Below are 24387 nucleotides of genomic sequence, written 5' to 3'. Positions count from 1 at the left end.
TGGTGGCTTCATTCGACGAGTGGCTCGACGCGTACGAAGTCGTCTACCGCACCCTGCCGGCCGAGTCCGACCACCAGTGCCCGAACTGCGGTCACCGGACCCTACGCATGGTGTTCACCACGCCGCCCGGCGCCGGGTACGGCTACGTCTCGTTCTGGTGCGACACCTGCCTGGAGGGCATCCACGTCTCTCGGGCTCCGGTTCCCGCCGGAGTGACCGCCCTGTCCACTGCCGCACCGATCGAGGAACGCACCAAGGGCATTCCCAACTACCGCCTGGTGACGTAGCTGAACCCCGTCCGGTGATCGGCTATGAGCCGAGGATCCCGCACTGCAACCGGACGGTGACCCGCTCGGTCACCACCTCCACCCCGCCGAGGGCATCGCGTACGTCGGCGGTGAACGCCGCGCGCTGCCACGAGGACGGCAGGCGTTCCGCGGACATGGCGGAGAAGACGCCGCCCACCATGTCGTCGACCGTCAGCGGGGCGTCGTACCGCACCGACGTCTCCTCGTACCGGTAACCGGCACGCACGAGCGCCTCCCGGTTGCGCCGGCGCCCGGCCTCGTCGGTCTGGCATCTCCCCATTACGGGGTGGCCGAGCATCCGTTCCAGGCATCCCCGCAGCGCGCGTGACCATTCGGTGTCCTGCGTCCACAGGGGTTCGCCGTTTGTGACGACGGCGATGCCGCCTCCGGGGCGCAGCAACGGCCGGGCCGCCTCGGACAGGGTGTCGCGGTCCATGAAGTGAATGGCGACGGCGACGGTCAGCGCACCGACACTCCCCCCGCTGAGCAGCCGGGACAACGCGGGCACATCACTGTCGCCGCCGAGCACCCACATGGCGTTGGCGGTCCCCCGGTCCACTGCGGTACGCCGGGCGATCGCCAGCATGTCCGGTTCGGGGTCCATGCCGATGACCGCGCCCACCCGATCGGCGAGCGGGATGGTCAGCTGGCCCGTGCCGCAACCGAGGTCGACCACCGTGTCATCGGCGCCGAGACGGAAGGCTGCCGCCAGGGCGTCGAGCACCTCGGGCGGATAGCCGCGCCGATGCCGTGCGTAGTAGGTCGCCACCTCACCGCCGAAGCCCGTCGCCATGCCGGCAGCCTGCCCGCCGCGACCGTCCCGAGGCCAGCAGTTCTGCTCAAGGCACGCCCCAACCGCCGGCCGGCAACGGCTTCGTCGTCCGGGCGCGCATCCTCACCCGGGAGCGCGCCGTGACCGCGCCGATCCGGGTGCTGGTCTGCGACGACCAGGCCCTGATCCGTACCGGATTCGCCACCGTCATCGGCGCGCAGCCGGACATGGCCGCGGTGGGCGACTGCGGCGGCCCGCCTGCTGGCCGGCATCCGCACCGTCGCCTCCGGCGCCGCGCCGCTCGCACCGGAGGCGACGCGGCAGGTCGTCGGCCGGTATGCCGCCCGGCCGAGGGCACGCTGACGGACGTGGGGCTGACGCCGCGTGAGCTGGAGGTGCCGCGGCCGTGTCGCACAGTGCCGCTGGTCTAGCCGCCAGGAAGCGACACACCGTCGTCGTCGAGAGGTGAGCCGTCCAGGGCGCGATCGGTCTCCGCGGCGGTCAGACGCACGATCACGTCGCCGTCGGAGGTCGGAAGGCGGGTGAACCGCAACAGGACGAACCCCGAACGGTTGCTGCCCCGCACACCGTTGCCGAGGGGCATCGTGTGCACACCCTCGACGAGCCATTGATAGAGCGGCTGCGCGTCCGCGTCACGCCAGCCCGTCAAGCCGGCGTGGTGAACCGCCAGGGTCAGCTTCTCCGCCAGGTACTCGGGGTCGCAGACGCTGGTGATCGTCAGATCGAGTTCCGCGAACCGGTGTGCCGGCCCGAAGCGCCACAGTGCCCGCACCTCGCGGACCCCCGGGGTCAGCGGCCGTCCGACGAACAACCAGTCGTACGCGTCCAGGAAGGGTGCGTGGCGCTTGAGCCAGCTCTCCCTTTCCCGCTCCCGCACGATCCAGGGCAGAGGGATCTCGTTGAACTCGTCGGTCCACACCACTTCGGGAATCTCCCAGGCATCGAGCCAGCTTCTGACGCGCTCCCGGTTGGCCAGGAACGCGGCTCGCAGTTCATCGCGCTGGCGGCGTCCGGTCATCGGATCACTCTCCGTAGTCCCAATCGAGGCCCCAGATGCGGACATTGCCCTGGTGGTCGCCGGTGACGACGGTGCCGAACGCGTCGTCGGCGCGTATCGCGTTGACCCGGACGTGGTGACCGTGCAGGGAGCGGATCCGGCGTCCGGCGCGCAGGTCCCAGACGTCGACGGTCTGCTCTCCCGGGTCTCCGGCCACCGCGAACCTCCCGTCGGGCGAGACCACCACCTCCTCGACCCCGGTGAGGCTTCCGGCCGGGCCGTCGAGAGCCCTCCCGTCGAACACCAGCTCTCCGCTCGCGGCGTCCCACACGACGAAGCCGGTCAGCCCGGCGATGACGGCGAGCCGACGGGAGTCCGTGAAGGCCAACGTTGCCGACGAGCTGTGCTTGACCCGGTCGAGCCGGTACGACGGACGCCTGTCACCCGGTCGCCACGCGGTCAGGCGGGTCATCTCGGCCAGCAGCAGCATCCCGGAGGCGAAGCGAATCTCCGTGTGCGGGTCGACGTCCGCAAAGGTCTTCACCGGCTTTCCGGTGTCCATCGACCGGACCTCCACGGCGGCCGCGTCGTGGGTTCGCAGCTGCACGGCGATCGAGCGGGACGCCTCGTCGGCCGTGACGCCGACGATCGTGCCGGGTCCGGTGCGGACCGTCGCGACACAGGCAGCCGCCTCCAGCGACCACACCGTCGCCAACCCGTGGCCGAAGCCGACCGCCAACAGGTCGCCCGAGATGTCGAGCGTGGTGTTCCCGTCGTCGCGAGGCAGGGCGCCGGCCACCTTGAACCGGGGCTGGAACGTCCTGGTGTCGTGGCAGGCGACCGATCCGTCCGAGTAGCCGATGATCACGTCCCGGCCGCCCCTGGCGAAGGACAGGCTGACGGCCGGGTTCCGCCGCTCGGTGACCCCGCCTGCCTTCTCCAGCGTCTCCAGGTCGAAGATCTCGACCTCGTCGACGTTGGCGGCGAAGGCGAACAACCGGCCGGAGGCGCCGATGTCGAAGGTGCCACGGGTGAGCATGACATCGGACAGCTCCTGCTCCAGCCAGATGCCGGTCAGTCCGGTGCGCCGCAGGCTCCGGCCCAGGGCCCTGGAGGCCCGGCGTAGCCGCGGGTGACGTTCGTGGCCGGGAACGGCACGCGCCTCGCGGATCGCGTCTGCTGCGCGCCGTTCCTCTCCGGCCGCGATCATCGCCTCGACGCGTTCCATGACCTGGTCGAACGCCCGCTCGTCGCGCGCGAGGGCACCGACCGGGCGGGGCGGCGCGTACGACCAGGGAGCAAGGTGTCCGCTGAGTGGCATGGGAAGTCGGGAGAGCGAGGTCTGGCCACTGTAGCCGTGCGATTCGGCGATGACGGCGTAGCCGCAGTCCCCGCTGAACGCCGTCGCGTCGCGGCGTGAACCCCGCGCCCAGTCCTTCGGGAAGGTGCGGACGCATCGGCGGATGGCGAGTTCGAGGACCTGAAGGTCTCCGGTCCCGGGGTCGAGCAGAGCCCAGCCGGCCCGGCCGGAGATGCCGAGCATGCGGTATCCGGTCAGCCAGGGGATCTCCCACCGTCGCGGTTCGTCCCAGACCCGCATGTCCACCACTGTCAGGGACTGGTAGCCGATCCTCAGGACGGTCGACCCGTCCGGCGCCAGGGCGACCTTCTGGCCGTCGCCGTCCATCTCGTCGGTGGGTATGTGCAGGCCCCGCATCCTCGTGTCCCGCATGGGCCACCACTGCTCCACCCGGTGGTCGACGGCGGAGCCGGGACGGCCCAGTGAGGCGGAGACGCACACCTCGGCGGCCGGGCCGAGGATCACCCGGGTGACAGTGCCGTCGTGGGGCCGGATCTCGGCGACCGGCTTCCACGCGCCGGTGCGGAAGACGAGGACGCGGCCGTCGGCCGTACCCACAGCCGCGAAGCCACCCTCGGGGCTGAGCGCCACGGCTGTTCCTCCGTCCAGCCGGCCTTCGAGGTGGGCCGTGCCGTCGGCGAGCCGCCACCGCTCGACGCGGGAGTCCTGGTAGCAGACGAGGATCCGCGCTCCGGCGTGGTCGATCGCGACGTCGACGGGAGCCGGGCCGGAGGCGGCGAGTTCCGCGACGACCCGGCCCGCGAAGGCGTCCCAGACCCGCACCCGCCCTGACCTCTCGGCCACCACCACGTGTGTCGCGTCGTGATCGCAGGCCATCGCGACGACCCGGCCGGACAGCTGCCCGAACACCTCGAGCGTGCCCCTCGGCTCCAGTCGGGCACAGCGCTCCCGCGCGGCCGCGATCTCCGGCGATCCCGGATGCTTGCGGTCCGCCTCAGCCAGGTGCCGGGCCGCGAGGACGCCGTCACCGCGTTCCATGTGCACCATCGCGGCCAGGTAGTCCGCCTCCCAGGAGTCGCCCGTGGCGCGCAGCTCCGACAGGAGGGTCTCGTCGGTGAGCAGGCCGTCGGCCCATTTGAGGAGCCCGTGGTTGTAGACCGCGCGGACGTTGTGCGGGTCGATCGCCTTGGCCCGCTCGAACATCTCGATCGCGCGGCGTTGGTCGCCGAGGTCCCACAGGGACAGCGCCTTGTTGGACAGGCCGTCGGCCTGGAGAGACGGCGACACCTCGTCGGGGCGCGGGTAGGGACCAGATGCGCAGTCCGCGTAGACGTTCAGCAGGACGGCCTCCGCCTCGGCGGTGTCGCCGATCCTCGACCGGGGGTCGCGCACCAGGCAGCCGGACAGGAGGTCGCGCAGCGGCCCCGGGAGATCATCGCGCAGCGTCGTCAGCGCATCCGTACCGTCGTGTCCCCACTTCCAGAGCCGGCGCCCGTGCAGCAGCTCGATCACCGTCAGCGCCCAGGACCACATGTCGCTGGCCCGGCCGATCCGGCCCTCCGGATCGACCTGTTCCGGCGAGCAGTACTGCGGTGTGAAGCCGCCGAGCGTCGCGTACGAAATCTCGTCGCCACCCTGCGGGGGCGCGGAGACGGACGCCTTCGCCTTGGCCGTGCCGAAGTCGGTCACCCTCGCCGTCTCGCCGTCATACATGACGTTTGAGGGCTTGATGTCCTGATGCACCAGACCTGCCGCGTGCGCGTGGCCGATGCCGCGCAGCATCTGGATCGCGACGTCGAGGGCCCGCGGGAGGTCGCGGCACCGCCCGTCCCGGACCGCCGCGGTCAGGTCACCGCCCGCGACCCATTCGGCGAAGATCACCGGGTACGCGCCGACGCGCTGCACGTAGTTGCAGCCGACCACGTTCGGATGGGGATCGAGATCGGTCCAGGCCTGCGCCTCCTGCGCGAGCAGATCGAGGATCCCGGGCGCCGAGGCCAGGTCGGGGCGCGGCGTCTTCACCGCCAGGTCGACGCCCCAGGCGAGGTGATGGGCGCGGTACACGAACCCCGTGCCGCCCGTCTCGACCACCTCGTCGATGCGGAACGTGTCGAGGACGGTCTCCCCCGGCCGCCACCGGATGACCTGCCCCGCGTCCACGCCGAGGCCCTAGTCGACGAGCGCCACGTAGATCGGGCTGCCCAGCAGCGTGCCGTTCGCCCCTGCCTTCTCGGCCAGCCGCTTGGCGACGAACTCGACCCGTTGCGCCGGCCCCGGGAGCGCGGCCCCGATCTGCGCCAGCGACTCGTGGAAGCGCTCGTCGTCGAACTCGCCCGGGTCGGCTCGCAGTTCCTGGAGCTTGCGGAACAGGTACGGCGGGACCGATCCGACCGGTTCGGCGTCACCTCCACCGACCACGTGCGACGCCGACCCGCCGAGGACGATGACCTGGTCGTCGAGCGTCCCCGCGAAGACCACGATGCCGACGGTCGGGAAGACCTGCCAGCGCATCTCCAGGCAGGCCTGGACGTAGGGGCGCTCCTGGTGAGCGGCGCCGATCTGGTCGGCGTCCTGCAGGTGCCGGATGACCTTGTCCAGCTTGTCGAGGTCGTGGCGCTCGGGCAGCACCGCCTTGCGGCTGTAGCGAACGACCTTCAGGTCCACGGCGAGCTCGGTCTCGTGCTGCGCGGAGGAGGCGACCTGTGCCGCAAGGAGCCCGATCTTAAGATGCGACAGGTAGAGGTAGTACTTGAGGCTCAAGATGCACTCCGGTTACGGGGAGACGTCCGAAGCCCACCCTACGTGGCGCACGCTCGCGATGCTGACCATCGATCGACGACGATCGGTGTCAGCGTGGGCCGCGAAATTGGGGGCGGTAGTGGAGATGAGCTGCCCCACGTGTCACCGGCGGCGTTTGTTGATGCTCGGAAGGCCGCCCGACACCGTACCTATACTGCCGTCCGGGTCGCTCCGGTCGGGTTTCCGCATCGCCTCCACGACCCGCCGGCCCGACAGGTCCGAGGCGTCGAGGTTGGCCGCGATCCGGGCGGACTGACGCCAGCTCCGGAGGCACGCCAACGCCTTCTCGTGGTCGGCAACCCCGGTCAGCGCACAGATGGCCGGCATCGCCCGAGACGGGTCGGCGAGCAGGAGCCGGGCGACGTCCGCGGGGCTCAGCCGACTGGGCGGCGTGTCGTCCACCGGGACGAGGGAGGCGTGGACCTCCTCATCCTGCAGCCACAGCCATACGGGCCTCCTGCCGTCGCCGGCCCGCATCGCCGGGATCTCCCAGGGGCCGCGTCGGACCGTGTATTCACGCTTCACCGTGGCATTGGGCGGCGGAGCGCCCTTGCCGCCGACATGTCGCGGCGCCCGTTTCGGCACCTTGTGGCGTTCCTTCTTGAACCGGGCGTCCCCTTGCACCAACGCGGCCACCTCCCCCGCTGAGCACGTTAGCCGAGCCAGTGATCTCTGCGGCATCTGACGCAACTGCCTGCGGGATGCCGGGCCTGCTACGCCGAGGCCGAGCAGCGACATCCGGGAAGAGGGGTGTCAGCGATGGACGCGGCGGGAGCAGGGGCCGTCGTGGTCGGCGCGGAGCAGGCACCGCCGGCCGCCGGGCATGAGCAGGTCGCAGAAGACCCGATGGCGTACGTTCTGGTCGTCCTCGGCCGACACGGTCGTCTCCCCCGGATCGGCCTGTGGCAGCATCCCGGTCCACCGGCCGACGACGCGGGCCAGGCGCTGCGCGGCGGGCAGGTCGGCGGCGGTCACCGGCAGGTGGATGACCCAGCGCCCGGTCACCGGCGCTCGCCGTTCGCCAGCCGCGCCTGCTCGGACTGCCAGCGCCGCAACGCCACCTTGATCCGCAGGGTCTCCTGGCGGTGCCTGGTGATCTCGGCGTGGAGCGAGGCCATGTCGCCGGCGACCCGGCCGAGGTAGGCGTACACCGCGTCGGGGTCGAGGCCGCGGTGCCCGAACCGGGCGGGCGGGAAGCGACGCTCGCGCACCTGCCACGGCAGCAGTGAGGGGTACGCGGCCGTCCCGCTGCCTCGCCCCGGCCCATCGTTACGGACGCTCATCAACCTGTCCTCCTTGTCGTGGATGGGGTGGGCCCGCCTGCCCGTCCCGCGCCGGCGGGCCCACCCCGCCCTGACACCGCAGCTCCGTTCAGCGGTACGGCACCAGGGCTGCTCAACGGATCACCGATCGACAGGCACAGCGGTCGGCCGTAGAGATCGCCCGGCCGTCGTGCCGGTAGTCATCCTGTGACAGTGCGCAGTGGATGCGCAACGTTCCACCCGCGACTTTCCGCGTTGTGCATTGACTTATTTCGTGGGAACGAGTAGACGTTGCAGAGCAATGTCACTCGTTGTTGCCGGATGGAACCAGGGAGTGCCCGGATGGCGGAAGACATCGGTTCGACCGTGCCGCGCCGACAGCTCGGCCGGCTGCTGCGCCAGTTCCGCAACGAGGCCGGCGTGACCCTCGACGCTGCGGCGGAGGCGCTGGAGTACAGCCGACAGAAGATCTGGCGCATCGAGTGCGGCCTCGGGTCGGTGCGTGTGCTCGACGTCAAGGCGATGTGCGAGCTGTACGGCGTGTCCGCGGAGATGACCGAGGCGATGCGTGGGCTGGCCGCGGAGACGAAGTCGAAGGGGTGGTGGCACGCGTACGGAGACGCGGTGCCGAGCTGGTTCGAGCTGTACGTGGGCCTGGAATCCGCCGCCGCGTCACTTCGCCAGTATCAGGAGACCGTCATTCCTGGCCTGCTCCAGACTCGTGAGTACATCCAAGCACTGGCGCGCATCGACCAACCCGCCGTGACTGACGAGGAGCGCGAGCACGCCGTCCAGGTGCGGCTACAGCGGCAGAACCTGCTCAGCCGCCGCTTACCCAAGCCCCCTCGGTTGGAGGCTGTCATCTCGGAGGCGGTGCTGCGACGCAGAGTCGGCGGGCAGTCCATCATGGTCGGGCAGCTCACCGCCCTCCTCGAAGCCTCGGAACGGCCCAACGTGTCGGTGCGGGCAGTACCGCTCGCCGCGGGCCCGCACCTCGGCGCCGTCGCCGGATCGTTCGTCATCCTGAACTTCCCGGCGACGAAGGGCGGTCGGGCGGCACCCGAACCCTCGGTGGTCTACAGCGAATCTCTGACGGGCGCGCTGTACCTTGACAAGCCTGCGGAGCTGCGGGCCTACGAAGATGCATTTGCGAGCGCCACTCGGCTGGCGCAGAGTGAGGCAGAATCGAGGGACACGATCAAGGGGATCATCGGGGAGCTGCGCCATGACTGACCTGACCGGCGCCGTCTGGCGCAAGAGCACCCGCAGCGGTGGCAATGGCGGAGAGTGCGTCGAGGTCGCCATCAACCTCCCCGGCATCGTCGCCGTACGCGACTCCAAGGATCCCGACGGCCCGGTGCTGACGATTGACAAGGACACATGGCGCGGGTTTACGTTCGCTGTGAAGGCCGTGCAGTTCCGCACCAAGTGACAGCTGCGCAAGGAACAGCACCCCTGCCTCGTGAAGACGAGGCAGGGGTGCAACGCGGTGCACAGGCAGAGGTGTCAGGTGCATCGCCGAGCACAGGCACCGAGGCTCAGGAGCTGATCACGGGTACAAACTCGTCACTGCTCTCCGGGTCGTCAGCCTCGTCGGCGAACGCCTCCGGTGCCTCCTCACCGCCTGTCAACGCTCCCGCATCGACATCCTGCTGTGCCCTCTTCCCCGTGGCTTGCTCCACAAGACCGAGCAAGGCACGCCTGCGCGCCAAGAAAAATGCCTCGAAATCGGCATGCCGCAACGCCTTCGTGTCGATCAGGTGAGCACCGATGATTGCATCAAGCTCGTCCGAATTGATACCGGCGGCAGTCTCGAGCTTCGGAACGTACGTCGCGGGCGATGCACCGCCGACTAGCAGATTCGTCTTCGCCGCCAAAGGCGTCTTGTTGACGATGCTCTCGCGGAGATTCCTCGGAATTCCGTTGTCGTTGCACCACTTCTTCGGAAAGATGTGGTGGATGTCGACGTCTAGGGCAATGTACTGGGTGTGATCGAAGGTCTTGTGGAACCGCCAGTCCTTGGCTCCTTGGGCCATCAACAGCGCGTGGAGGCCCTTGTACGCGGCCGACTGCCTTGTACGCAAGGAGAGCAAACGAGACTCGGCGAACGTCGCCGCCGATACGGTGCTCGGAACCGGAACCTCCGTTTCGCCGGACGTCGCGGCCAGCGCCCAGTCGGGAACCTGGTCGACGTCGCGGGCGAACCGGGTTTCGGTGGCGCCGCCGTACAGCTCACCAAGGATCCCGCACCAGAACCACTGGCGAAGACGATTCCGAACGCCATGAATATCCGCGTTCTCGCCGAGGATCACACGGATCACGACCAGCGGCACGAGCTGCGTCGGGTACGGGATGTCGCGTGCACGATGGATGTGTTCGTCCCGAAGGAACTGCGCGACCCAGACCAGGGCGGTGCGGACCTTGTCCGCCCACGTTAGATACTGGCTGAGTTCGAGCCGCAGCACGTCTTCCTTTCGAGCGGAGGTGAACGACGTGCCGTGTGCAGTCACCAGCAGCGTCACCGCCTGCAGGAAGTCGGTGTTGCGAATACCCTGCAGAACCGGGTGGGCCGCGATCACCTGGTCCGTCAGCTGCCAGTCGTCATTAAGGCGGAAGTCGTCGCCGTGCTCGGCAAAGTATGCGGCGTCGCCGGCGAAGGTCGCCGTCAACAGCTCGAAGACGTTGAGGGGGAGCCCGCCCGTATTCACCTTCTCGAATACGGTGGCAACCGCTCCCTTGGTGGTCGTCTTGTCCAGCTCGATAGCAGGGATTTCGTAGCTCTGCATGGGAGTCAGGATCTCGGCCTGGAAGCGGTGAATGAGCGCCCTTCGAGCGATTTCATCCCCCGTCGCCCCTGGGAAGTTCCACAGCCAGTCGAGCTGCCCCGGAGAGTCGTAGACAAGCCGGAACGGGAAGTACCCGTGCACTCGCTCCTTCTCCGGCGTCGAGACGTCAAGCCGGATGTCCTTGCCGAAGTTCGTCCGCTCAATCCCGTCACCGGGCACCACAACGATCGCCTCATCCCGGCGTCCGGGATCTTCCAGGGCTCGCGCAATGTCTATGTAGAAGCGGCGCTTGACCTGCTTCTTTCTCGTGTCCTCCGTGTCGACCACGCCGGAGCCGGTCAAGGATTGGTAGAGCGACGTAAGGCGCTGCTGCCCGTCGAGGAGAAGCAGGTCGGGACTGGCCTGTCGTGCCTCTGGCGGGGTGCCCTCAATCGCCTTCGGCTTGAAGCGCACCTGGTCATTGCCTGTTTGCAGCAGCATCAAGACGCCAAGTGGATGTCCCAGCGTCACAGTGACAAGCAAGGACCTGACTCGTTCCTCGTCCCACTTGTATCCACGTTGAAAGTCTGGTAGTTGAATCCTGCCGTTGCCCGCCTGTTCCAAGAGTTTGGACAGCTTGTACTGCGGCGTCTGGAACCCCACGATGCTCCCTCATAGTTGGCGCATGTCTTACAACTCATGTTCCGTCTTAGCATCGAATGCCACTATGTCGACCCCTCGGAGCTCTCGATCACGTGTCGGGCGCCCATTCCTCTGCCCCCCACACTCGGCCATCCGGATGGTCTTGAAGCGCAGCCTGGCCAGGGGCTGGGCCCGAATGGAGGCCCGACCGCGGGCCTGGCCGGCTCAGGCCAGATAGCGGTTAAGGATGGTGTCGTCGTAGGCGATCTCATGACCCATCTCATGCAGCGCCGCCTCGATCGCGTCTTGGTCGTCCAGCGGCAACCAGGTCGCCCGCTCGTAGTCCATGCCGCATGCGCGGTCCTGCCGGCCGAATTCGGCGAGCAGGCCGGCCGGTGCCAGATGCGCCGTACGCAGCCGGGGATCCGGCCGCCAGAAGAGGCCGAGATCGTCATACCAGTCGAACGGGACATCGTCGCCCAGGTCGTCGAACGCGGGCTCGCCGTCCACGGCCGCCCGGTCGTTGTACACGGCCTTGACCAGCGGAACCGCAAGCGGAGACCGACGCACCTCGCCCAGGGTCTTCGGCTCGACCACCGCCTTGATCAGCTCGACGTCGCGCAACGCCACCTCATAGGGAAAGACCGCGAGCCAGTCCTGTGGATCTTCCTCAAAGTGTCGCTTCAGCTCGGGGTGCTCTTCGAGCCACGAGGGGTCTGTTCGCCCGTAGGTGCCCACCAAGTACTGCACAGTCTCAGCCCTGCCGATCGATCTAGGTGATCTTGGTACGCGGTCTTGGTCCTACTGCTCCTGCCGACCAGCGAGACCTCGTTCCATAGCTGGACCAGGAAAGCGCAAACGGCACGCCCGGGCGAACAGGCTGTTGATAAGGAGGGTTATCATTGCCGTCCCTGTCAGTTCGTGGGCGTGTGACTAAAGTGGAGCCCTTCGACCATGAGGAGGTGAAGAGCATGATGTCGGAGCTCATGTCGTCGGGCGAAATAGCCCGGTTGGCGCAGGTCGAACGCCCGGTGGTGACGACTTGGCGGCGCCGGTACCCCGACTTTCCGGTCCCGGTGCCCGGCGTCGGCGGTCAGTTGCTCTTCCCCGCCGACGCGGTCCTCACCTGGCTGCTGGACCGAAAGCTGGGCAACGCCGCCCCGGATACCTTGCGCGCCGAGCGCGCTCTGCACACCCTCACCGCGTACGCCCGTGAGCACGGCGGTCGCCGCCTGGTGCTCTCCCTGGGCGCCGCGCTTTGTCTGCGCGAGATGTCCGGCCACGCCCTGACGGCTGATCCGATGAAGGCGGCCCGCCGGTTCGACCCGGAGGACGATTTCCTCCTCTCCGACCTGCAGGAAGCGCCCGACCTAGCCGATCTCCCGGGAATGGTCGAGCAGCTGATCGAGGGTGCCTACGAGGCGACCCGGGCGTACCAGTTCCTGCTCGGCAACTGCGCTCGCTTCGGCTGGCCGGAGCTGGGTGCCGATGCACTCACTCCCCACCTGGTCACCCTGATCCGCCTGGCCGCCGACGTGCCGAGCCGGCTACGCGGCCGCCGCCGGATCACGGTCGGTGACCCGTACGCGGGCTCGGGCGACCTTCTCGCCACCCTGTTGACCGACCAGGAGCCGGAGGCGCTCAGTTTCAACGCCGCTCAGTCGGATCCTGCCCTGGCCCGCCTGATCCGCCGCCGGCTGCTGCTGGCCGGTGTCCCTGAGTTCAACATCGAGGTGGTTCCGGACGAGCTGAACGACGAGTTCGCCGACGTCGACGTGGTCGTGACCCGGCTGCCCTACCAGCCGACCGAGCAGCGCGACCCGGCCGAGGACCTCGACAAGATCAGCGACATCGCCGACCGGCTCGGCTCCGGCTGCACCGCCGTCGTGGTCGGTCCCGCCACAAGCCTGGTCGACACCCTGCGCGACCCTGATGCGATCACCAAGCGGGCCGACCTGCTCACCAGCGGACTCGTCGAGGCGGTGGTACGACTGCCCGGCGGCGCGTTCCCGGCTCGCCCCGGCCACTCCACTGCCCTGTGGCTGCTCACCCGCGACCCGGTTCCCGCCACCCAGGGCCGCCTGCTACTCGCCGACGTCAGCGGAGCCGCGCTCGATCAGGGCGTCGCGGAGACCACGGCCGAGGACATCCTGCTGTGGCGGGCCGAAGGCTACCGACGCGACGGCCACGACCCGCGGACCGGCTGGATGGTCCCGCTCGACGCCCTCGACCTGCGCCGGGGCGCGGCGCTGCGACCGCCGGGCCCGGCCTCGGTCACCATGCGCGCCCGGCTGGCTACCGACCGCCCCGCACTGATCGGGGAAATCGAGGGCCGCCTCACCGACGCGGAACACGAGGCCATCCGGTACGCGAAGGAACACGGACCCCTCAGAACCGGGGCGGCGCAACGCGACGGAAGTCGCGCGAAGGAAATCTCCCTCGGCGCGCTACGTACCGCGCGCCGGGTCCGCACCCTTCCGGGGCACCGCCTATCACCAGAGCACGTCGGGCCGCCGGGTCACCACCGAGTCATCGGCGCCGGGGAGGTCGCCGCGCAGTCGTCCAAGCGCTGGATGGACCGGCTCACGCTAGCCGCTGAATACCCGCACGTCGGACTCACCGAACCACGTGATCTTGTCATCACCACGGTCCCCCATTTCGGTGTCCTTCTCGACGAGGACGGCTTTTCGGTGATCGAGTTCCCGGCTCGCGGCCTGCGCGTCTCCCCGGGCGACGCCCTCACCCCGCGAGTGCTGAAGGCACTGCTCGACACCGCCCGAAACACCACACGTAGCCCCGGCGCGGTGCACGCGCCGAGGCTGCGCGACGTGACCATCCCCGACCTGAGCCCGGACGAGACGGCCCGCCTGGACGAGGTGCTACGCCGCCTCGACGAACGCGAGCGCTTGTTGCAGCGGCAGGCCGGCTTACTGGCCGAACTGCGCGAACTCGCCGTGACCGGCTTCGCCGACGGCACCCTCACGACTCTGTACGGTACGAACTCCTGAACGAGAGAACGGAACACACAGTGCCCCCACGCAAACGTGCCAACGGACAGGCTGAGCTGCCCGGCATGTCCAGCACCAAGCAGATCCAGGACATCCTGTGGAAGGCTGCCGACAAGCTGCGCGGTTCCATGGACGCCGCGCAGTACAAGGAGTTCGTCCTCGGCCTGGTCTTCCTCAAGTACGTCTCCGACGCGTTCGCCGAGCGCCGCGACCAGATCGCCGACAGCCTCTCCGACATCCCGGAGAACCGCCGCGCCGAGTTCCTCGACGAACGCGACGAATACACCAGCGCCAACGTCTTCTGGGTGCCGGAGAACGCCCGCTGGGACTACCTGGTGGAGAACGCCCCCAGCGGCGTCGGCGAGCTGCTCGACGACGCCATGGACGCGATCATGCGGGAGAACCCGGCGCTGACCGGCGTCCTCCCAAAGATCTTCAACCGCGACAACGTCGACCAGAAGCGCCTCAAGGAGCTCGTCGACCTGATCAGCGACGCCCGCTTCACCGGCCACGGCGACCGGAAGGCCCAGGACGTCCTCGGCGAGACGTACGAGTACTTCCTGGAGCGCTTCGCCCGCGCCGAGGGCAAGCGAGCCGGCGAGTTCTACACCCCGTCCAGCGTGGTGCGGGTGCTTGTCGAAGTGCTGGAGCCCTACGAGGGACGCGTCTACGACCCGTGCTGCGGATCCGGCGGCATGTTCGTGCAGTCCAAAAAGTTCGTCGAGGCCCGCGCCGGCCGCGACCACACCCACGACATCGCCGTCTACGGCCAGGAAGCCAACGAGCGCACCTGGCGGCTGGCGAAGATGAACCTCGCCATCCACGGCATGGACCCGGTCGGCATCGGCGACCGCTGGGCCGACACGTTCGCCGACGACAAGCACGCGGACCGCCGGGCCGACTTCGTCATGGCGAACCCGCCGTTCAACATGAGCGACTGGGCGCGCAGGGTGGGTGACCCGCGCTGGCGCTACGGTACGCCACCGCAGAGCAATGCGAACTACGCCTGGCTCCAGCACATCCTCTTCAAGTTGGGCGACCGGGGCAGCGCGGGCGTCGTCCTCGCCAACGGCTCGATGTCCTCCAAGCAATCCGGCGAGGGCGAGATCCGCCGTGCGATGGTCGAGGCGGACGTCGTGGCCTGCATGGTCGCCCTCCCGCCGAACCTGTTCCGCACCACCGCGATCCCCGCCTGCCTGTGGTTCCTGACCAAGGACAAGACCCCGCAAGGCGCGAAGGCGCTCACCGACCGGCGCGGCGAGATCCTCTTCATCGACGCCCGCGCCCTCGGCACCATGGTCGACCGCACCGAGCGCGTCCTCACCGACGACGACATCGCCAAGATTGCCGACACCTACCACGCCTGGCGCGGCACAAAGTCCGCCAAGACCAAGGGCCAGACGTACGAGGACATGCCCGGCTTCTGCTACTCCGCCAAGATCGACGAGGTGGCCGCCCACGACCACGTCCTCACCCCCGGCCGCTACGTCGGCGCTGCCGAAGCCGAAGAGGACCCGGACGCCGAGCCGCTCGCCGACCGGATCGAGCGCCTCACCAAGGAGCTGTACGGCCACTTCGACGAGTCGTCTCGCCTCGAAGCGGTCATCCGAGGGCAGCTTGGAGGACTCAATGTCTGACTGGCCGACCCGAACCCTCGAAGAGTTATGCGTCCGGGTAACTGTCGGGCATGTTGGCTCGATGGCGCGCGAGTACGTCGAGAGCGGCGTCCCGTTTCTGCGGTCACAAAATATTAAACGCGGCCGCCTGGACCTGTCGTCAGTTAAGTACATCAACGAGGATTTCCATCAACGGCTAGTAAAGTCGCAGCTGCAGCCCGGCGACCTGGCGATTGTGCGTACCGGCGAGCCTGGCGCCACCGCCCTCATTCCGGACGATCTCGGACCGGCGAACTGTAGCGACATCGTCATCGCACGCCCTGGTCCAGACACCGTCGGACGGTATCTGTGCTACGCAATCAACGCCACCGCACAGCAGTTCATCGACGCACACACGGTCGGAGCTGTCCAGCAGCACTTCAACGTAGCCTCGGCAAAGCGTCTGACCGTGGCCGTACCCCCGATCGCTGTACAGGAGGCGATCGCTAGCCTTCTCGGGGCGCTCGACGACAAGATTGCGGTCAACGACCGCATCGCCGCCACTGCCGAAAAGTTGTGTCTCGCACAATTCTCAGATCAGACCGGAGCTGCGATGACCCCGGTCGGCGAACTGTGCCAAATAGAGAGGAAGCAAATTGATCCACGCGAGCTGAGCAACAATTCGGTACTGCACTTCAGCATTCCGTCGTTCGACGCTGGCTGCATGCCGGAGGTTGCCGACCCACGCGAGATCAAAAGCTTGAAGTTTGAGGTTCCGCCGTCCGCTATTCTCGTTTCTAAGCTCAACCCAGGCACGCCGCGCGTCTGGCACGTGCGCCATGACGGAGAGGTGCCAGCAATGGCATCTACTGAGTTCCTCATCTTGCTGCCAATTGAAGGCGTATCTACTGCTGAACTGTGGGCGGTCTTGTCACAGCCTGCATTCATGACAAGCATTGCGGCCAAGGTGACGGGTACATCGAACAGTCACCAGAGAGTGAAGCCCGCTGAGATCATGGGCGCCGAGATCGCCGACCCTCGGCAGTTTGGCCAACTTCGGCTGATGGCCGACGCGCTGCTGCAAAGAGTGCTCGCAGCACGGCAGGAGGCCAGGACACTACGCGCGCTCCGAGACACGTTGCTACCCGAGCTGATGTCGGGGCGGTTGCGGGTCAGGGATGCCGAGAAGGTCGTCGAAGAAGCGGTTTAAGTAAGTGGACGGTTGACGGGGAGGGGTTGTGGTGGGTGCGGGCGGTTGGATGAGCGAGGCGGATTGGGAGGCGCTCGCGCTGGATCAGCTCGGTGAGCTCGGGTGGGAGCCGGGTGGCGGGAAGGATTTCGCGCCAGGATCAGGGCAGCGGCAGTCTTGGGCCGATCTGGTGCTCGTCGAGGACCTGCGGGCTGCGGTCGAGCGGCTCAACCCCGACCTGCCGCCCACGGCGGTCGCCGACGCAGTGCGGGCCGCCACCGACGTGGCCTCTCGGGAGGCGTTCGCCGAGAACCGGGCGGCGCACGAGCGGCTTGTCCACGGCATCCGTTCGATCACGTACACCGACGCATTCGGTGCCGAGCACACCCCCACCGTGCGTCTGGCCGACCTGGACGACTCCGGCCGCAACGTCTACCGGGCGATCAACCAGGTCACGATCGTCGACGGCGACTTCCGGCGCCGGTTCGACATCGTGCTGTACCTCAACGGACTGCCGGTCGCGATCGTCGAGCTGAAAAACGCCGCCGACGAGAACGCCACCCTGACAGGCGCGCACGCCCAGCTTCAGGCGTACCTCGCGGAGTTCCCGCTCGCCTTCCGGCACGTCGTCCTGTGCCTGATCTCGGACGGGGTCACCGCGAAGTACGGCACCCCGTTCACCCCCTACGAGCACTTCGCGCCGTGGAACATCGGCGACGAGGGGGAACGCGTCGACACCACCTCGCCCGACTACGACGGCCCGGAGGCGCTCACCGTTGCCCTCTACGGGCTGTTCCACCAGCGGCGTTTCCTGGAACTGACCGCTGGCTTCGTCAACTTCACCTCGAACAGCAAGCGGATCGCGAAAGCACACCAGTACTTCGCGGTCGTCCGGGCCGTCGACTGCATCGTGCGGGCATCGCAGAGCGACGGGAAGGCCGGCGTCGTCTGGCACACGCAGGGCTCCGGCAAGTCCGAGGAGATGGTGTGCACGGCGGCGTTGGCCGCCCGTCACCCCGCCCTGAAGAACCCGACCATCGTGGTGCTCACCGACCGCACCGATCTCGACGACCAGCTCTTCGACACGTTCCTCGACAGCCATACGCTGCTGGGCCAGGAGCCGGAGCAGGCCGACACCCGCGCCGAACTGCGGGACAAGCTGTCGAACCGGAACGCCGGCGGCATCATCTTCACCACCTTGCAGAAGTTCGGGCGTACGAAGGAAGAGCGCGACGCCGGGAGGCCGCATCCGCTGCTCTCCGACCGGCGCAACATCCTGGTGATTGTCGACGAGGCTCACCGTAGCCACTACGACAGCCTGGACGGCTACGCCCGGCATCTCCGCGACGCGCTGCCGCACGCCACGTTCATCGCCTTCACCGGCACCCCTATCGCCACCGCCGAGGTGAACACCCGCGCCGTCTTCGGCGACTACATCGACGTGTACGACCTCAAGCGTGCCGTTGACGACGAGGCGACCGTGCGGGTCTACCACGAGCCTCGGATCATTCCGGTGTCGCTGCCGCCCGACATCGACCCGGAGAGCATCGACGAGCAGGTGGAGCAGCTCACCGCCAGCCTGGACGACGCGGAACGGCGCAGAGCCGAGGCGTACGCGGCCACCATGAACACTGTCTACGGCGCCCCCGACCGGGTCGAGACCCTCGCGAAGGACCTCGTCGAGCACTGGGAGAATCGGCGCGAGCTGATGCGACCCCAGCTGGGCGGGCCGGGCAAGGCGATGCTGGTCTGCGCGACCCGGGAGATCTGCGTCCGCGTCTTCGACGCCCTCAAGGAGCTGCGGCCCGACTGGGCGGACCCGGCCGTCGACAAGGGCAAGATGAAGATCGTCTTCCATGGGGTGCCCAGCGACAAGGAGGTGCTACGCCCACACCACCTGCGCCCGTCGCAGCAGAAGACCATCCAGGCTCGCGCCAAGGACCCGGACGACGAGCTGGAGTTGCTCATCGTGCATTCGATGCTGCTCACCGGCTACGACGCACCGCCGATCCACACGATCTACATGGACCGGCCGATGAAGGGCGCCAACCTGATGCAGGCGCTCGCCCGGGTCAACCGTCGGTTCCGGGAGAAGCAGGACGGCCTGCTGGTCGGCTACGCCCCGCTGACCGAGAACCTGCGCAAGGCGCTCACCGAGTACACGCCCAGCGACCAGGAAGACCAGACCCTCGGCCGCGAGATCGAGCGTGCGATCAGTGAGGTGCACAACGAAATCGCCGTCCTCGAGGCCATGCTGACCCCGGTCAAGTGGCGGGAGATCCTGGACGACGAGACCGACCCGACCCGCTGGCGCCGCGCGGTGAAGAAGGCCGCCAACTTCCTGCGCAACCCACGCACCCCGGGCAACGACGTCGAGCCCGGTACGAAGCCGCTGCACCGGCGGTTCCGTGACTCGGCCGGGCGGTTGGAACGGTTCTACACGCTCTGCGCGACCAGCCGCGACTTCATCGAGCGCGCCGGCGACATCCACCGGATGCGCCGCGACATCCACTACTTCCGCGACGTGCGGGTCTGGATCGTCAAGGAGGAGGCCGCCGACCGGGAGGCCAAGGGCCTGCCCAACACGGCCGAGGTGGAACGCTACCTGTCCCAGCTCGCCGCCGAGGTGGTCGACGCCGCCGACATCACCGACATCTACGAGGAGGCGGGCCTCGGCAAGCTAGACATCACCGAGCTCAACGGGGTGGCGTTGCAGCGCCTGCAGGACTCGGAGACCCCGCACCTGGCCGCTGCGGCGCTGCGTCGGCTGATCGAGCGGAAGATGCGTGAGGTCACCAAGCACAACGTGGTTCGTCAAGAAAGCTTCTCCGCCCAGCTCGAAGACCTGATGAACCGCTACATGCGCCAGCAGCTGACCAGCGCACAGCTCATCGTCGAGCTGGTGGAGCTGGCCAAGCAGGTGGCGGCGGACGCCCGGCGCGGCCACCAGTTCGACCCTCCGCTCAACCACGCCGAACTCGCCTTCTACGACGCCGTCGCCCAGAACGGTGCCGCCACGGAGCTCATGGGCGTCGGCACCCTCGCGGAGATCGCCCGGGAACTGGTGAAGTCGATCCAGTCGTCGATCACGGTGGACTGGTTCTCCCGCGAGCCGGTACGCGCCAAGCTGCGCAGTCACATCCGCCGACTGCTGGCCCGCTACGACTACCCGCCGGACCACGAGCGCGCCGCGGTCGACCTGGTCATCCGTCAGATGGAGACCTTCGCCAACGAGTGGTCACCCGGAGCGGCGACGAAGTAGCGACACCGGTTCGGACCAAAGGAGGCCGTGGGCCGGCGAGGGGATCCTCTCGCCGCCCCATGGCCCCCTGCTTTGCGGCAGGTCTCAATCTCCCCTGACTCAGGATCACCGCTGGTCGGTGCCGACCCTGCACCGCCGTCCGAGGCGTCATTGATTTTCGATAACCCTGGTTATCAGCACTTCATACCTTCATTGCTGGACTCCAGCCATTGCTCCTGTTGTGATTTATGGGCGTCGACAAAGCGCCGATCCGGCGAGTCGACCAGCAATCCACCTTCTCTCACGGGAGCTTCAGCATGCGCAAAATCGCTACCCTCGCCCTGCTCGGCACCGGCCTCATCGCACTCGGTTGCGGTGCCGGCACCACCGACGACACCACCGGCAGCAAGGCCGAGACCGGCACGGAGGCGGCCGCCGGCGACACCGACGGCGGCAAGGCGGACGCCGGCAAGAGCGGCGACAAGCCGAAGACCGCGAAGATCGGCCAGCCGGCCCGCGACGGCAAGTTCGAGTTCACCGTCAAGTCCGCCAAGTGCGGCGTCAGCAAGGTCGGCTCGTCGGCGTTCGGCGCCAAGGCGCAGGGCCAGTTCTGCCTGGTCACCGTCGACGTGAAGAACATCGGCAAGGAGTCGCAGATGTTCGACGGCAGCAGCCAGAAGGCGTACGCCGCCAACGGCACCGAGTATTCCGCCGACGGCTCGGCCGCCATCTACGCCAACAAGAACGCCGAGACGTTCCTCAACGACATCAACCCCGGCAACCAGGTCACCGGCGTGGTCGTCTTCGACATCCCGAAGGACGTCAAGCTCGCCCGCCTGGAGCTGCACGACTCGCCGTTCTCCGGCGGCGTGACCGTCTCGCTGAGCTGACCTGACCTGCGCCGGCCGGGGCGGGATCCGCGAACCCCGCCCCCCGGCGCCACTCCGCCGCACCACCGCCAACCCGATTCTCTACGCGAGGAGATCGACATGCGCAGTGCGAACAACCCGGACAACTCATCGCTGGCCGACGACGGGCAGCCGCTGTCCGGCACCTACCCGACGACGGTCTACCGACTCACTGTTCCGGCCACCGAAGACGGCATACGTTCCGCGCTCAATGTGGACTACCTGCGGCGGCACGGCTTCGAGCCCACCCCGCACCGGGTCCTCGAGGCACCGGCGCTGCTGGTGCACGGCAGCGCGCCGCGTGACCGGGCCGAGTGGTGTGGCGTCCTGTCCGGCCTGGTCGGCAGTGACGTGACAATCGGCTACAGCAGCGGTGGCGGCGCCCTGCTGCTTGGGGTGGACGACCGGGCGTACGCCCTGACCTTCGGCACCCTGGGCCGGTTCATGATCGAGCTGGAGAAGACAGACCCGACGTTCGGTGTCTCCTTCGCCGTGCGAACGCTGCACCCCAGCGGGATCCGCCACGTTCGCCGCCGGGTGGTGGGTGCCAGCGGCCGGGTGGACCGGAGCCTGGTTCCGGGTGGCCAGCCCATCTGGAGGTACGGCATCGACAAGTGGGGGGAGATCGTCGGCCAGGTGTCCGGCCGCGTCGACAACCCGAACCTGACGGCGTGCCAGCGGGCACGCGGTGCGGTGAAGGTCGAGGGCAGCGATGCGCTGCGCATCCCTCTCGGCGTCTCCCCCGAGCGGCTGCTCGCCGATCTGCGGGAGATCGACCGGGTGTGCCGGCAGGAGTCGCCGCTCGCCGACCTGGAGTTCATCGAGCAGATCCGGCCGCTGCGCCCCAACGATCCGCGGCACCCGGCGCTGATCGAGGTTCTCGACCGGCGGCTCGGCCTGCCCGACCCTCCGGATCTCGGCGTCGCGGTGCCGGGCAGCCTGGTGGCCGACGTCGAGCACGTCGCTTCGTACCGGGTTCGCGTGCCCCGATCCGGGCGACGCCCGACCTTGACCACGGACCTGGACCTGTCGACCATCCTGTCGCACACCGCCCGGGCCCTGGACGGTGACCGGTGGCCCGGGCTGCGCAACGGGACGCTGACGCTCTACGCCGACGCCGCCGGTACCGAGGAGATGACATCGACGCCGGTGTCCCGGTGGATAACCGCCGAGGTCGCCGTCGGCGGCAGCCACATGCTGCTGCACGAGGGTCAGTGGTACGAGATCGGCGACCGCCACCGCGAGTTCTTGCGCCAGGAGGTGGCTCGCGTCCTGAACCGGCCGTCCAACGTCGTGTTGCCGCCGTGGACGGAGGAGCTGGCGAACGAGGACTGCTACAACCGAGAGGCAGCAAAGAAGCACCCGGGCCTGGTGCTGCTGGACAAGAAGCTCCTCCGCACCCGGCAGCATCCCCGGGGGATCGAGGCGTGCGACCTTCTCGGACCGAACGGTGAGCTGATCCACGTCAAGCGAGCATCGGGCAGCTCGCCGCTCAGTCACCTCTTCGCGCAGGGCGTCACGTCGTTCGACGCGTTGCGCTACGACAACCAGGCGCGCAACAAGTTCCGCGACCTGGTGCGCGCGCAGCCGGGCGGGCCGGACCTGCCCGAGGACTTCCGCCCGCGCACCGTGGTCTACGCCATCGCCCTGAGTGCCGGCCGCACCGTCACCGCGGAATCGCTGTTCACGTTCGCGCAGGTCGCGCTCTACCAGGCGGTGAAGACGCTGCGCACGGAGGGCGTCGACGTCGAGGTCGTCGCCATCCCGACCGCCTGACCGGCACCGCTTCCGATCCGACCGCCCGGCGCACCGCGCGCCCGCCGGGCCGGTCACCCCTGCCTGCCGCCGCGCCTTCGACCACCCAGGAGGAACGATGCGACCCGACGAGTTCCGCCACGCCCTGAGCCTGCTCCCCGCTGCCCTGCACGAGCGCGCCCTTCCGCTTCGCCGGTGCGTCCTCCACACCGGCTGCCCGCCGTGCCGGCGCGTCGGCGACGCGGTCACGCTCGCGCTCGCCGCGGCCCACTACGGTCGGCTCACCTCGGCCGGGCAACTCCTCGACAACGCCGTCCGGCTCGCCGAGGAACACGGCACCATCCGTCCCCCGCAACCCGATCCGTCACGCGGCCATGGCTTGCCTGTCCGGTGGACGGCGGCGCCCGCGCCAGTCGTCGCCGCGACCGGTGCCAGGCGGGGGCGCCGCACGGGTGGCAGCGGGTACGCGACCGGGCGGTGGACCCGCCGGGTCACCAGTCGCGGGCCCACTCCGGCGGCGGCACGACGGCGAGCTGCGGCTCCCCGCTGACCGGTTCCAGCGCGTGCACGATCCGCAGGTCCCCGTCGGCGGCGGCGTCGCAGTCGGTCAGCACCCGGCCGCTGCTTCCGTCGGCGCTCACCAGCACCCACCGGTCAGGATGGATGCCGCCGTCGTCGACGAGCGCCCGTACGCCGAACGCGCGGGCGAGGGTGACCGCGAAATCATGTTCGCGCAGACCGGTGGCGTCGGCCAGTTCGGTGTCGCCGGTGAGGATCCACCCGAAGCCCTCGTCTTGGTCGGGCGGGTTGAGCATCGCCACCGGTCGCGGATCGTCGACGGTCCGGTCCTCGATCCGCCCGACGTACACGGCCTCCGGCGCGACGCCGTACTCCAACAACAGGAACGCGCGCAGGGCGTCCGCAGGTAGCTCGGCGTCGAAGTGGATCCGATACCGCACTCTCTACCCCTCTCCGAGGTCCGCAGGTAACGCGTCACAGTGCTTGCCCCGGCAGCCCGCCGGGGAGTTGGCTGTCGAGTATGGCCCGCATCGCGTACCACGACGCCGACGCCGAGGCGTTCGCCGCGACCCGGCACCTCACCGACGACGGTCTCACGGCCTGGCGTGCCGCCGTCGCCCGCCACCTCACCCCGCGCCCGGGCACGCGACTGCTCGACCTGGGTGCCGGGACCGGCAGCTGGGCACGCGCGTTCACCGACTGGTTTCCCGGCGTCGAGGTGGTCGCCGTCGAGCCGTCGGCGGCGATGCGCGCCCGGTGCGCGTTCGCCCCGCTGATCGCGGGTGACGCCGAACGCATCCCACTCGCGAGCGGCAGCGTCGACGGCGCGTGGCTGTCCACAGTCATCCACCACGTGCCCGACCTGGCCGCGACGGCACGCGAGCTGCGCCGGGTGCTGCAGCCCGGCGCACCGGTGCTCATCCGGTCCGCGTTCGCCGGACGGCACGAGGCGATCACGCTGTTCGACTACTTCCCCGAGGCGATCCGCGTGCTGGACACGTACCCCGGCATCGCCGACGTCGAGGCCGCCTTCGCGGCCGCCGGCTTCGCCACCGCGGCGGTCGAGCAGGTTCCGCAGGTCACCGCGCCGTCGCTGCGGGAGGCGGCGGCCGGCCTACGCCGGGAGGCGCACACGCCGCTTCAGCTGATCACCGACGCGGAGTACGCCGCCGGCGTCCAGCGGCTACGCGAGGCAGCAAGGACCGACGACGGTCCGGTCGTCGACGCCCTGGACCTGCTCGTGCTGCGCTGATCCCGGTGGTGCGCCCCGGCCGCGGTTAGGGTG

20 protein-coding genes and 1 pseudogene are annotated in these 24387 nt (G+C 68.7%); 11 read left to right on the top strand and 10 right to left on the bottom strand.

Annotated elements, in window-relative coordinates; translation table 11 throughout:
* Nucleotides 1–2 precede the first annotated feature (2 nt).
* A complete protein-coding gene (locus tag IRY44_RS23880) occupies nucleotides 3–287 on the top strand; it encodes a hypothetical protein (RefSeq protein WP_194802457.1) in 285 nt (94 codons plus the stop codon).
* Nucleotides 288–309: 22 nt separating this feature from the next.
* On the opposite strand, the gene IRY44_RS23875 is transcribed toward IRY44_RS23880, so the two are convergent.
* Nucleotides 310–1101, bottom strand: a complete 792-nt coding sequence (locus IRY44_RS23875) for a class I SAM-dependent methyltransferase (protein ID WP_194802456.1) — start codon at nucleotides 1099–1101, stop codon at nucleotides 310–312.
* A gap of 119 nt (nucleotides 1102–1220) precedes the next feature.
* Here IRY44_RS23875 and IRY44_RS23870 point away from each other — a divergent pair.
* Nucleotides 1221–1484 (top strand): annotated as a pseudogene (locus tag IRY44_RS23870) (hypothetical protein); the annotation flags it as partial.
* 23 nt (nucleotides 1485–1507) lie between these two features.
* Here IRY44_RS23870 and IRY44_RS23865 read toward each other — a convergent pair.
* The 6 genes from IRY44_RS23865 to IRY44_RS23840 all read right to left on the bottom strand — a co-directional run bounded on the left by IRY44_RS23865 (nucleotide 1508) and on the right by IRY44_RS23840 (nucleotide 7501).
* A complete protein-coding gene (locus tag IRY44_RS23865; RefSeq protein WP_194802455.1) occupies nucleotides 1508–2119 on the bottom strand; it encodes a hypothetical protein in 612 nt (203 codons plus the stop codon).
* Between the two features lie 4 nt (nucleotides 2120–2123).
* On the bottom strand, nucleotides 2124–5579 hold the full coding sequence (locus IRY44_RS23860; protein WP_194802454.1) for a protein kinase: 3456 nt from the start codon (nucleotides 5577–5579) through the stop codon (nucleotides 2124–2126).
* 9 nt (nucleotides 5580–5588) lie between these two features.
* Nucleotides 5589–6179 (bottom strand): SAVMC3_10250 family protein, encoded by a 591-nt coding sequence (locus IRY44_RS23855; protein WP_194802453.1) that lies wholly within the window; start codon nucleotides 6177–6179, stop codon nucleotides 5589–5591.
* A 141-nt stretch (nucleotides 6180–6320) separates the two neighbouring features.
* Nucleotides 6321–6854 (bottom strand): hypothetical protein, encoded by a 534-nt coding sequence (locus tag IRY44_RS23850; RefSeq protein ID WP_228532684.1) that lies wholly within the window; start codon nucleotides 6852–6854, stop codon nucleotides 6321–6323.
* A gap of 117 nt (nucleotides 6855–6971) precedes the next feature.
* Complete coding sequence (locus tag IRY44_RS23845; RefSeq protein WP_187690240.1) at nucleotides 6972–7223, bottom strand: hypothetical protein; 252 nt, start codon at nucleotides 7221–7223, stop codon at nucleotides 6972–6974.
* Entirely contained in the window at nucleotides 7220–7501 is a 282-nt protein-coding gene (locus tag IRY44_RS23840; protein WP_194802452.1) for a DivIVA domain-containing protein, read from the bottom strand. Before IRY44_RS23840 ends, IRY44_RS23845 begins: the two co-directional genes overlap by 4 nt.
* A gap of 321 nt (nucleotides 7502–7822) precedes the next feature.
* Between IRY44_RS23840 and IRY44_RS23835 the strand changes: the two genes are divergently transcribed.
* Both IRY44_RS23835 and IRY44_RS23830 read left to right on the top strand, forming a co-directional pair.
* On the top strand, nucleotides 7823–8713 hold the full coding sequence (locus tag IRY44_RS23835) for a helix-turn-helix transcriptional regulator (protein ID WP_194802451.1): 891 nt from the start codon (nucleotides 7823–7825) through the stop codon (nucleotides 8711–8713).
* Nucleotides 8706–8912 carry a DUF397 domain-containing protein gene (locus IRY44_RS23830; protein ID WP_194802450.1) on the top strand — a complete coding sequence of 69 codons (207 nt, stop codon included), beginning with the start codon at nucleotides 8706–8708 and terminating at the stop codon, nucleotides 8910–8912. Before IRY44_RS23835 ends, IRY44_RS23830 begins: the two co-directional genes overlap by 8 nt.
* A 106-nt stretch (nucleotides 8913–9018) precedes the next feature.
* On the opposite strand, the gene IRY44_RS23825 is transcribed toward IRY44_RS23830, so the two are convergent.
* Together IRY44_RS23825 and IRY44_RS23820 are read right to left on the bottom strand one after the other, a co-directional pair.
* A complete protein-coding gene (locus IRY44_RS23825) occupies nucleotides 9019–10908 on the bottom strand; it encodes a DUF262 domain-containing protein (RefSeq protein ID WP_194802449.1) in 1890 nt (629 codons plus the stop codon).
* A 204-nt stretch (nucleotides 10909–11112) separates the two neighbouring features.
* Nucleotides 11113–11637, bottom strand: a complete 525-nt coding sequence (locus tag IRY44_RS23820) for a hypothetical protein (protein ID WP_194802448.1) — start codon at nucleotides 11635–11637, stop codon at nucleotides 11113–11115.
* Between the two features lie 221 nt (nucleotides 11638–11858).
* Here IRY44_RS23820 and IRY44_RS23815 point away from each other — a divergent pair, with 221 nt between their 5' ends.
* The 6 genes from IRY44_RS23815 to IRY44_RS23790 all read left to right on the top strand — a co-directional run bounded on the left by IRY44_RS23815 (nucleotide 11859) and on the right by IRY44_RS23790 (nucleotide 22604).
* The gene (locus IRY44_RS23815; RefSeq protein WP_194802447.1) at nucleotides 11859–13895 is read left to right on the top strand and encodes an SAM-dependent DNA methyltransferase; all 2037 of its coding nucleotides are present in this window, start codon (nucleotides 11859–11861) and stop codon (nucleotides 13893–13895) included.
* A 20-nt stretch (nucleotides 13896–13915) separates the two neighbouring features.
* Nucleotides 13916–15532 (top strand): class I SAM-dependent DNA methyltransferase, encoded by a 1617-nt coding sequence (locus IRY44_RS23810; protein WP_194802446.1) that lies wholly within the window; start codon nucleotides 13916–13918, stop codon nucleotides 15530–15532.
* Nucleotides 15533–15593: 61 nt separating this feature from the next.
* Complete coding sequence (locus IRY44_RS23805; protein WP_194802445.1) at nucleotides 15594–16700, top strand: hypothetical protein; 1107 nt, start codon at nucleotides 15594–15596, stop codon at nucleotides 16698–16700.
* Between the two features lie 49 nt (nucleotides 16701–16749).
* The gene (locus IRY44_RS23800) at nucleotides 16750–19941 is read left to right on the top strand and encodes a type I restriction endonuclease subunit R (RefSeq protein ID WP_194802444.1); all 3192 of its coding nucleotides are present in this window, start codon (nucleotides 16750–16752) and stop codon (nucleotides 19939–19941) included.
* Between the two features lie 296 nt (nucleotides 19942–20237).
* Complete coding sequence (locus tag IRY44_RS23795) at nucleotides 20238–20810, top strand: DUF4352 domain-containing protein (protein WP_194802443.1); 573 nt, start codon at nucleotides 20238–20240, stop codon at nucleotides 20808–20810.
* A gap of 99 nt (nucleotides 20811–20909) precedes the next feature.
* The gene (locus IRY44_RS23790; RefSeq protein WP_194802442.1) at nucleotides 20910–22604 is read left to right on the top strand and encodes a DUF6119 family protein; all 1695 of its coding nucleotides are present in this window, start codon (nucleotides 20910–20912) and stop codon (nucleotides 22602–22604) included.
* A gap of 470 nt (nucleotides 22605–23074) precedes the next feature.
* Here IRY44_RS23790 and IRY44_RS23785 read toward each other — a convergent pair whose 3' ends face one another.
* Nucleotides 23075–23542 (bottom strand): hypothetical protein, encoded by a 468-nt coding sequence (locus tag IRY44_RS23785; protein WP_194802441.1) that lies wholly within the window; start codon nucleotides 23540–23542, stop codon nucleotides 23075–23077.
* A gap of 80 nt (nucleotides 23543–23622) precedes the next feature.
* On the opposite strand from IRY44_RS23785, the gene IRY44_RS23780 reads away from it, so the two are divergent.
* A complete protein-coding gene (locus IRY44_RS23780; protein WP_194802440.1) occupies nucleotides 23623–24354 on the top strand; it encodes a class I SAM-dependent methyltransferase in 732 nt (243 codons plus the stop codon).
* The last annotated feature ends 33 nt before the right edge of the window (nucleotides 24355–24387 follow it).

The organism is Micromonospora sp. ANENR4, from assembly GCF_015354395.1.
GTDB classification, from domain to species: domain Bacteria; phylum Actinomycetota; class Actinomycetes; order Mycobacteriales; family Micromonosporaceae; genus Micromonospora; species Micromonospora aurantiaca.
Note: the sequence above shows the minus strand (reverse complement) of the source record. Positions and strands in the feature narration are given on the sequence as shown.